This is a genomic window from Herbaspirillum sp. B65, from assembly GCF_000333555.1.
Classification (GTDB): Bacteria; Pseudomonadota; Gammaproteobacteria; order Burkholderiales; family Burkholderiaceae_D; genus Herbaspirillum; species Herbaspirillum rubrisubalbicans.
Genome location: NZ_BADI01000416.1, coordinates 1 through 7,039 on the forward strand (window position 1 = coordinate 1; position 7,039 = coordinate 7,039).

At 63.5% G+C, this 7,039-nt stretch carries 8 protein-coding genes; 3 read left to right on the forward strand and 5 right to left on the reverse strand.

The window, feature by feature from the left end:
* The coding region (locus I5W_RS33300; protein WP_252716979.1) for a TonB-dependent receptor domain-containing protein at nucleotides 1-452 on the forward strand (452 nt) is incomplete at its 5' end.
* On the opposite strand, the gene I5W_RS09980 is transcribed toward I5W_RS33300, so the two are convergent.
* From I5W_RS09980 to I5W_RS09990, 3 genes are all read right to left on the reverse strand, one after another.
* A complete protein-coding gene (locus I5W_RS09980) occupies nucleotides 359-1,069 on the reverse strand; it encodes a helix-turn-helix transcriptional regulator (protein ID WP_044529100.1) in 711 nt (236 codons plus the stop codon). The two genes, I5W_RS33300 and I5W_RS09980, sit on opposite strands and share 94 nt — an antisense overlap.
* 120 nt (nucleotides 1,070-1,189) lie before the next feature.
* Complete coding sequence (locus tag I5W_RS09985; RefSeq protein ID WP_017455333.1) at nucleotides 1,190-1,561, reverse strand: VOC family protein; 372 nt, start codon at nucleotides 1,559-1,561, stop codon at nucleotides 1,190-1,192.
* Nucleotides 1,562-1,697: 136 nt separating this feature from the next.
* Nucleotides 1,698-2,711 carry a bile acid:sodium symporter family protein gene (locus I5W_RS09990; RefSeq protein WP_017455332.1) on the reverse strand — a complete coding sequence of 338 codons (1,014 nt, stop codon included), beginning with the start codon at nucleotides 2,709-2,711 and terminating at the stop codon, nucleotides 1,698-1,700.
* Nucleotides 2,712-2,835: 124 nt separating this feature from the next.
* Between I5W_RS09990 and I5W_RS09995 the strand changes: the two genes are divergently transcribed.
* On the forward strand, nucleotides 2,836-3,684 hold the full coding sequence (locus I5W_RS09995) for a LysR family transcriptional regulator (RefSeq protein ID WP_044529101.1): 849 nt from the start codon (nucleotides 2,836-2,838) through the stop codon (nucleotides 3,682-3,684).
* Nucleotides 3,685-3,700: 16 nt separating this feature from the next.
* On the opposite strand, the gene I5W_RS10000 is transcribed toward I5W_RS09995, so the two are convergent.
* Together I5W_RS10000 and I5W_RS10005 are read right to left on the reverse strand one after the other, a co-directional pair.
* Entirely contained in the window at nucleotides 3,701-4,099 is a 399-nt protein-coding gene (locus I5W_RS10000; protein ID WP_017455331.1) for a hypothetical protein, read from the reverse strand.
* Between the two features lie 102 nt (nucleotides 4,100-4,201).
* Nucleotides 4,202-5,839: a DUF342 domain-containing protein gene (locus tag I5W_RS10005; protein WP_017455330.1), complete on the reverse strand. Its 1,638-nt coding sequence runs from the start codon at nucleotides 5,837-5,839 to the stop codon at nucleotides 4,202-4,204.
* A 278-nt stretch (nucleotides 5,840-6,117) separates the two neighbouring features.
* Between I5W_RS10005 and I5W_RS10010 the strand changes: the two genes are divergently transcribed.
* Nucleotides 6,118-7,039 (forward strand): cation diffusion facilitator family transporter (locus tag I5W_RS10010; RefSeq protein WP_044529102.1); only part of this gene is annotated, 922 nt, incomplete at its 3' end.

Consider the following 7,039-nt stretch of genomic DNA (forward strand, 5'->3'; position numbering starts at 1 on the left):
ATGGCGTATTCCTGCAGGCCAATCCGAACCTGAAGCCCGAGAAAGTCTGGTCCACCGAACTGGCCATCGAAAAACAGTTACAACAAGGGCAGGGCAAGTGGCGCGTATCGCTGTTCGAGGAGCGGGTGGCCGATGCGCTGATTTCGCAATCGTCCACTATCGGCAGTGGCGTGGCTTCCTTCACCCCGGGTGGGCGGAGGAAGAGCGGGCAGTGGTGGCAGCAGTATGCATGGCAGGACTCGCAGGAAGTCAGTGACGGTGCCAGCCTAAACCTTGTGCTGTGTGCTGCGAACGAATCAATCCGCAGCAGCATATGCGCTTTGTGTTGCGGGGATGGCGTCGGGCCTGGTCAGCCGGATCAGGTGGTCGGCTGGATGGCCTGCTCGGCCCTTGCCTGGCGTTGCATGGCGCGCACGAAGTCGGTCAGACGGCGGCCATTGCGGTCGGGGTAATGGCTTTGCGCGCGCATCTGCTGCACGCGGTCCAGGCGGAAGGATCGGAAGTCCTCGCGGCGTTCGCACCAGGCGGCCAGCAGCCAGGTGCCACCGAAGAAAGCCAGTCCCAGTGGCCACACCACGCGCTGGCTGCTGCGCTGCTGGGCATCGGTATAGTGCAGCAGCAGCTTGTGGCGGCTACTGATGGCCTGACGAATCGCTTCGAGCCGCTCGCCCTGGCCGCAATCGTCCTGCATGGCCGGTGCAAACAGCGGCGTGGCCTCGACGAAATCGCGCTTTTCCTTGGGCAGGGCCAGCACCACCTTGGCCAGTGCCGAGGCCGCCGAGGCCGCCAGTTGCGGCCCGCCCCAGGCTTGCACCATGCGCATTCCGATCACCAGCGCGTCGATCTCGTCGGTGTTGAACATCAGCGGCGGCAGGTCGTAGCCAGGCTTGATGCGATAGCCGACCCCGGCTTCGCCATCGACCGGCACGCCCGACAGCGACAGGTCGCGGATGTCGCGATAGACCGTGCGCTCCGACACCGACAGCCACTGCGCCAACTGGCGCGCCGTGGTGAGACGGCGTCCCCGCAGGTACTGGGTGATCTGGAACAGGCGATCGGCTCGGCGCATGACAGGCAGACGGAAAAATGATGCGCGCCATTCTGGCACGCATGATGCCTGCCCGCCATCGACTTCGATGCTGCTATGCAAGATGCTGCCATGGCGAGCGCTCGGGCGGGACCGACCGGATCAGTTCATCGCGTGGAGGGCCAGACGATTGCCTTCGCTATCGATGAATTGCGCGATGTAGCCGATATCGTTGGGGAGCTGGAAGCGCTCCATGGTGACTTCGCCACCGGCAGCCTTGATGCGGTCCAGCACGGCCTGGATGCTGGGGCCGGCATCCAGATAGATCAGCGTGCCCTGGCGCGTGGGCTCCAGCCAGCCAGGACCGGTCAGGCAACCGATGGATTGGCCGTCGTCACGCACGAAGATGGCCATCGGACCTTCGTCGGAGAATTGCTCCTGGCGCAGCGTAGTGGCAAAGACGGCTTCGTAGAAACGGGTGGCGCGTTGCAGATCACGGGTGGCGATCTCGAACCAGTTGACTTGGGTTTGCATGGTGTTCTTCCTTGTTCTCGTGAATGGATGGGTTGTCATGCCGCTTGGCATGGAACGCATCATGCGCGAGGGCTACTGACAACGTTCTGTCAGTAGCCCTCGCATCACCAAAGAAAAAAACCGAGGCTGGCTGCCATCAGCGCGTAGCCGGCATCGGCACGCGCTCCTGGCCGATGGCCTCATCGTCATGACCATCCTCATGGCGGGCCGCATAACGTCGTGCCAGCACCGCGCACAACATCAACTGCATCTGATGGAACAGCATGATGGGCAACAGCACCACGGCCGCACCACTACCGGCAAACAGCACCGCGGCGATGGGAATGCCCGAGGCCAGCGACTTCTTGGAGCCGCAGAAGACCAGCACGATTTCATCGCCACGCGGCATCTTCAGGGCGCGCGCACCATAGGTGGTCACCAGCAGCACGGTCCCCAGCAGCACGGCGTTGACCAGTACCAGCAAGGCCAGTTGCCCCGGCGGGAACAGGTGCCAGACACCCTGCGCCACCGCCACGCTGAAGGCGGCATAGACCGAGAGCAGGATGCCGCCACGGTCGACCACGTTGACGATCACCTTGTGGCGGTTGATCCAGGCGCCGATCCAGGGCCGCAGCAGGTTGCCCAGCACGAAGGGCAGCAGCAGTTGCAGCAGGATGCTCAATACCTGCGAGAAGCCATCGGCTTGGTGATGACGATGCAGCAGCAGCGTCACCAGCAGCGGCGTGATCACGATGCCCAGCAGGTTGGAGGCCGTGGCGCCGCAGATGGCGGCCGGAACGTTGCCGCGGGCAATCGAGGTAAAGCCGATCGAGGATTGCACGGTGGAAGAGAGGGTGCAGACGAACAGCACGCCCATCCACAGCTGCGGTGTCAGCAGGTCCGGCACGATGCTCTTCAAGGCCAGGCCCAGCAGCGGGAACAGGAGGAAGGTCGAGCCCAGGGTCAACAGGTGCAGGCGCGGCTGCTTCAGGCCCGACAGCGCAGCCTCGCGCGAGAGCTTGGCGCCGTGCAGGAAGAACAGCAGCGAGATGGCGGCATTGCTGGCGATGTGCATGAAATGCTCGAAGCTGCCGGTGGCCGGGAAGAAGGTGGCCAAGAGCACGGTGCTGATGAGCAACTGGGTGAAGCGGTCGGGGAGAAAGCGGTTCATGGCGCGCTCGCGTAAGGGTAAGGAGAGGAGAGTGGGTTTGTCCCCATGATAGGAAAAGCCTCGGCTATCGGGAACCCCTCTGATCGCGTTGACTGTCATCGGATAATCCGATGATAATGCTCTCATGCTCAATCCCGTATGGCTCCAGACCTTCGCCACCGCCGCCAGCGCCAGCAGCTTTACCGAGGCCGGGCGCCAGCTCGGCCTGACCCAGTCCACCGTCAGCGACCACATTCGTCGCCTGGAAGACCGCCTGGGGCGACGCCTCTTCGTGCGCGACACGCATTCCCTGGCCCTGACCGCCGATGGCGAGAGCCTGCTGGTGCACGCCCGCTTGATCCTGCAGGCGCACGCCCGCGCCGAGGCGCAATTCAGCGCCCCGCGCCTGCGCGGCCGGGTGCGCTTCGGCACCTCTGACGACCTCGCCATGGGGCCATTGCCGGACATGCTGGCGGCCTTTCGCAGCCAGCACCCGGAAGTCGAACTGGAAATCACCATCGGCCTCACCAGCGATCTGTATGCCTCGCTGGACCAGGGCAAGCTGGACTTGCTGGTAGGCAAGCGCCGCGCCGGCGAGTCGCGCGGACACAGCATGTTTTCCACCCCCATGCAGTGGCTGACCCGCCCGGACACCCTGGTGGACTTGAGCCAGCCATTGCCGCTGATCCTCTTGCCCGAACCCAGCATCACCCGCGCGGCGACCTTGCAGGCGCTGGGCAAGTCCGGTCATCACTGGCGCATCGTCTGCACCAGCGGCAGCCATGCCGGTTGCATGGCCGCTGCACGCGGCGGCCTGGGCCTGGCGGCATTACCGCAGCATCTGGCTTCCCGCGACCTGGTGGTGCCGCTCAATCACGCGGCCCTGCCGCGTCTGCCTGATGTGGAATATGTGGCCCTGACCGCACGACGCCTGTCGCGCCCGGCCGATACGCTGTACCAGATCCTGATGGCCAGCCGACTCAGTCGTGGCTGAACCGGCGTGGCTCGATTCAGGCGGTTTCCACCACCAGTGCAGCCTGGTCGAGCGAACGGATGCGGCGATCCACGAAGTAGCCGCCGGCCTCCATGTAGCGCAGGTAGTGACGTCCACATTGCGTGCAACGCGCGATATTGCAGCGGTTGTAGGGATACCAGGCGGGGGCGATGGGCGCCTCGGGGGAGGCGTAGCGGGTGCCGGCGGGATGGTATTCGGTGAAGGTGGGTTCGGTGTAGGGATCGACGATCAAGGTCGCGATGTCGACCAACTGGGTTTCCGGCAACGACAGCGGCAGGCTGATCCAGCCGCTGCTATCGGCCGTGCGGCAATTGCAGGCTTGGGTGATGGCGGCACTCTGGGCCGCCAGGGTGCGCAATTGCGCCAGGTCAGGATAGGGCAGCAGATCTTGCATGGGAGAGGGTGGTTGCCAGCCTGTGGATAAATTCAAATGGAAGGAATGGATAACAATATAAATAATTTATCCACAGGCCGTGGCACAAAATGAATGCCCTGCCTACTTCTTCGGGTTGTAGCGGATATCGCCCTCGAACAGTTGCGCCGTCCCGCCGCCCAGATCGGATTGCACCGGCCACACTTCGTGCCCGATGCGCAGCTCGGTGCCTTCGTGCACCGCCTTGGCCACGATGATGCGGGCATCTTCGGCCGCCACCATGCCGGCCTTCATCTCGCCCACCTCTTCCAGCAGCACCTTGACCTCGTAGGCCAGCGCCTTGCGCTTGTCGCTGGTCTCATGCAGCAGTTCCGGCGTGGCCTTTTCGGGGTTGAGCTTGTAGTAGCCTTGTTGCTTGATGGTGCGATCGAGCTCGGCCACCTTGCGCGTGTATTCCTGTTCCTTGATGGCGATCTTTTCTTCCAGATAGGGGTCCAGCCCAACCTGCACGCGGGTATGCGTGGTGGTGGGAGCCCCGATTACGTTGGCGCGGATGATGTTGGTCGCTTCCACCCGCCCGCCGATGATGTGGCCGGTGCGCGGATTGCCCTTGCCCACCGTGATCTCGTTGCCGGCCAGCAGCTCGCAGTGGCGCGCATTGCCCAGCACCAGGATGTCTTCGGTCGCTTCGATGTGGGCGCTTTCGGCAAACATCACCTGCACCGATTTTTGCGAACTGATGCGCGAGGCAATCGCGGTGGTTCCGGCCTGGGCGGTCACGCCTTCGCTATGGCCGATCACGCCACCCTTGACGGTGACGCTGCCGCCGGCCACGATCTCGGCCGCTTCCACCGTGCCGTTGACCACCACGTCGCCGCCCACGTGCAGCTTCATGCCGGTGAGCACGTCACCGGAGACGCGCACCGTGCCCTCGAAAGTCAGGTTGCCGGTGGACAGGTCGACGTTTTCCACATCCAGCACCGGATTGACCTTCACGCCATTCTTGATCACCGTCGGTTGGCCCGGCACGATGGCCACCAGCAGGTTGGGATCTTCCTCGCTCGGTTCGGCCCCGAGGCATTCCTTGGCAAAGGGCACATCGGCAATCGGCCGCGCCGGCACCTTGCCGCCGCGGATGTCGATGCCATCCTTGCCGGGGATCGGCGGGATGCGGCGCATCAGTGGATCGCCCACCTTGACCAGCAGGATGTGGCCCATGTCGGCATAGGACACCACGGCATCTTCATCGATGTCGGCCAGCTCTTCTTCTTTTTCTTCCAGCAGGCTCTCGAAACGGGCCGGCTCGGCAGGTGTCGGCATCAAGCCCTGGGCCACCACCAGCTTGTTGCAGAAACCGGCCGACAGCGCGCCGCGCAATTGCTCATGCAGGATGCCGTAGGTGATGCCGGCGGCGCGGATGGCATTGACCACTTCCACGCTCTTGGCGCGTCCGCCGTAGGGCGGCACCAGGGTCAGCGAAGCCGTCATCAGGTCATCGGCCACCTCCAGCGAAAACTCGCCGTCGCGGCGCTCGGCAATGACTTGCGTGACCGCGTCCTTGGCATCTTCGGCCTTGCGCACGAAGGCGTTCAAGACCGAATCCTGGAAAAACAGTTTGGTCAGGCCGTGATCGCTCATGGCCTGTTTCAGGAAGGCCAGCGTCAACGGCGGAAAGCCCTGCATGGGGACAAACGTTGCGCTCAGTTCGCCGCTGGCCCTGTCGAACGCAAACGACAGCGGTTGCGGGTTTGCTTGGTTCATGCTGTTCCTCGATGAAAGGCGGTACCGGGTCTGTCACGATCCTTTGCGTGCGGTTGCTGCAGAAGGCTGCGCAGTACGCCAGGAACGCTTTGATATTGTGTGATGCGGCGGGGCGCGCTGGGATCGGCGCACTGTACATCGCGCCGACAAAAAATGCGGCGACCCCTCTCTGGCGCAATACTGCTGACATTGTAATGTGGCAAGATGATCCTGTAATTTCATGGATAGCACAAGTTTTGCCAACTTTGGCTCTAGATTAGGCTCTTATCGTTGGTTTTATGTTAAGTACCCAAATAGAAGACTTCAAGGGCGACGACGCCCGCAATGACGCCCTCAGCGATGCCCGTCATCGCGCCGGGCGCGTCAGTACTTTGGTCAGCATCGTGGTCAACATCGGCCTGGTGCTGCTGCAGGTCACGGCCGGCGTGCTTTCGGGCTCGCAGGCCCTGATTGCCGATGGCATCCATTCGCTGTCCGATCTGATCTCGGACTTCGTAGTGCTGCTGGCCGGTCATCACAGCCGCAAGCAGGCCGACGACGATCACCAATATGGTCACCAGCGTTACGAAAACGCCGCCTCGCTGGCCCTGGGTGCATTGCTGTTGGCCGTGGGCCTGGGCATGTTGGTGACGGCTGCGCAAAAGATCCAGCACTACGGCCACACACCACCGGTCCATGTGGCGGCCTTGTGGGTGGCGCTGGTGGCCTTGCTGGCCAAGGAGCTGCTGTTTCGCTACATGCTGCGCATCGCCCAGCGCGTGCGCTCGAGCATGTTGGTCGCCAATGCCTGGCACGCGCGTTCGGATGCCGCTTCCTCGCTGGTGGTGGCGCTGGGCATCGTCGGCAGCCTGGCCGGTTTCACCTTGCTCGACCCGGTGGCTGCGGCGGTGGTGGGCCTGATGGTGGTACGCACCGGCTGGGGCTTTTTCTGGAGCGCCCTGCACGACCTGATGGATCGCGCCGTCTCGGCCGAAGAAGCCCAGGCCATCCGCGCCACCATCCTGGCCACTCCTGGCGTGCATGGACTGCATGATCTGCGCACCCGCCGCATGGGTGACCTCACGCTGGTGGACGTGCATCTGGAAATCGACGGCGCCATCACCGTCACCCAAGGCCACGCCATTGCCACCGATGCCCGCAGACGGGTGCTGGATGCGCATCATGTGTTGGATGTGATGACGCATGGGATCCGGGGAGCTC

Coding starts and splice junctions, on each gene's coding strand:
- I5W_RS09980 (WP_044529100.1), bottom strand. CDS start 1,069: ATGCGCCGAGCCGATCGCCTGTTCCAGATCACCCAGTACCTGCGGGGA.
- I5W_RS09985 (WP_017455333.1), bottom strand. CDS start 1,561: ATGCAAACCCAAGTCAACTGGTTCGAGATCGCCACCCGTGATCTGCAA.
- I5W_RS09990 (WP_017455332.1), bottom strand. CDS start 2,711: ATGAACCGCTTTCTCCCCGACCGCTTCACCCAGTTGCTCATCAGCACC.
- I5W_RS09995 (WP_044529101.1), top strand. CDS start 2,836: ATGCTCAATCCCGTATGGCTCCAGACCTTCGCCACCGCCGCCAGCGCC.
- I5W_RS10000 (WP_017455331.1), bottom strand. CDS start 4,099: ATGCAAGATCTGCTGCCCTATCCTGACCTGGCGCAATTGCGCACCCTG.
- I5W_RS10005 (WP_017455330.1), bottom strand. CDS start 5,839: ATGAACCAAGCAAACCCGCAACCGCTGTCGTTTGCGTTCGACAGGGCC.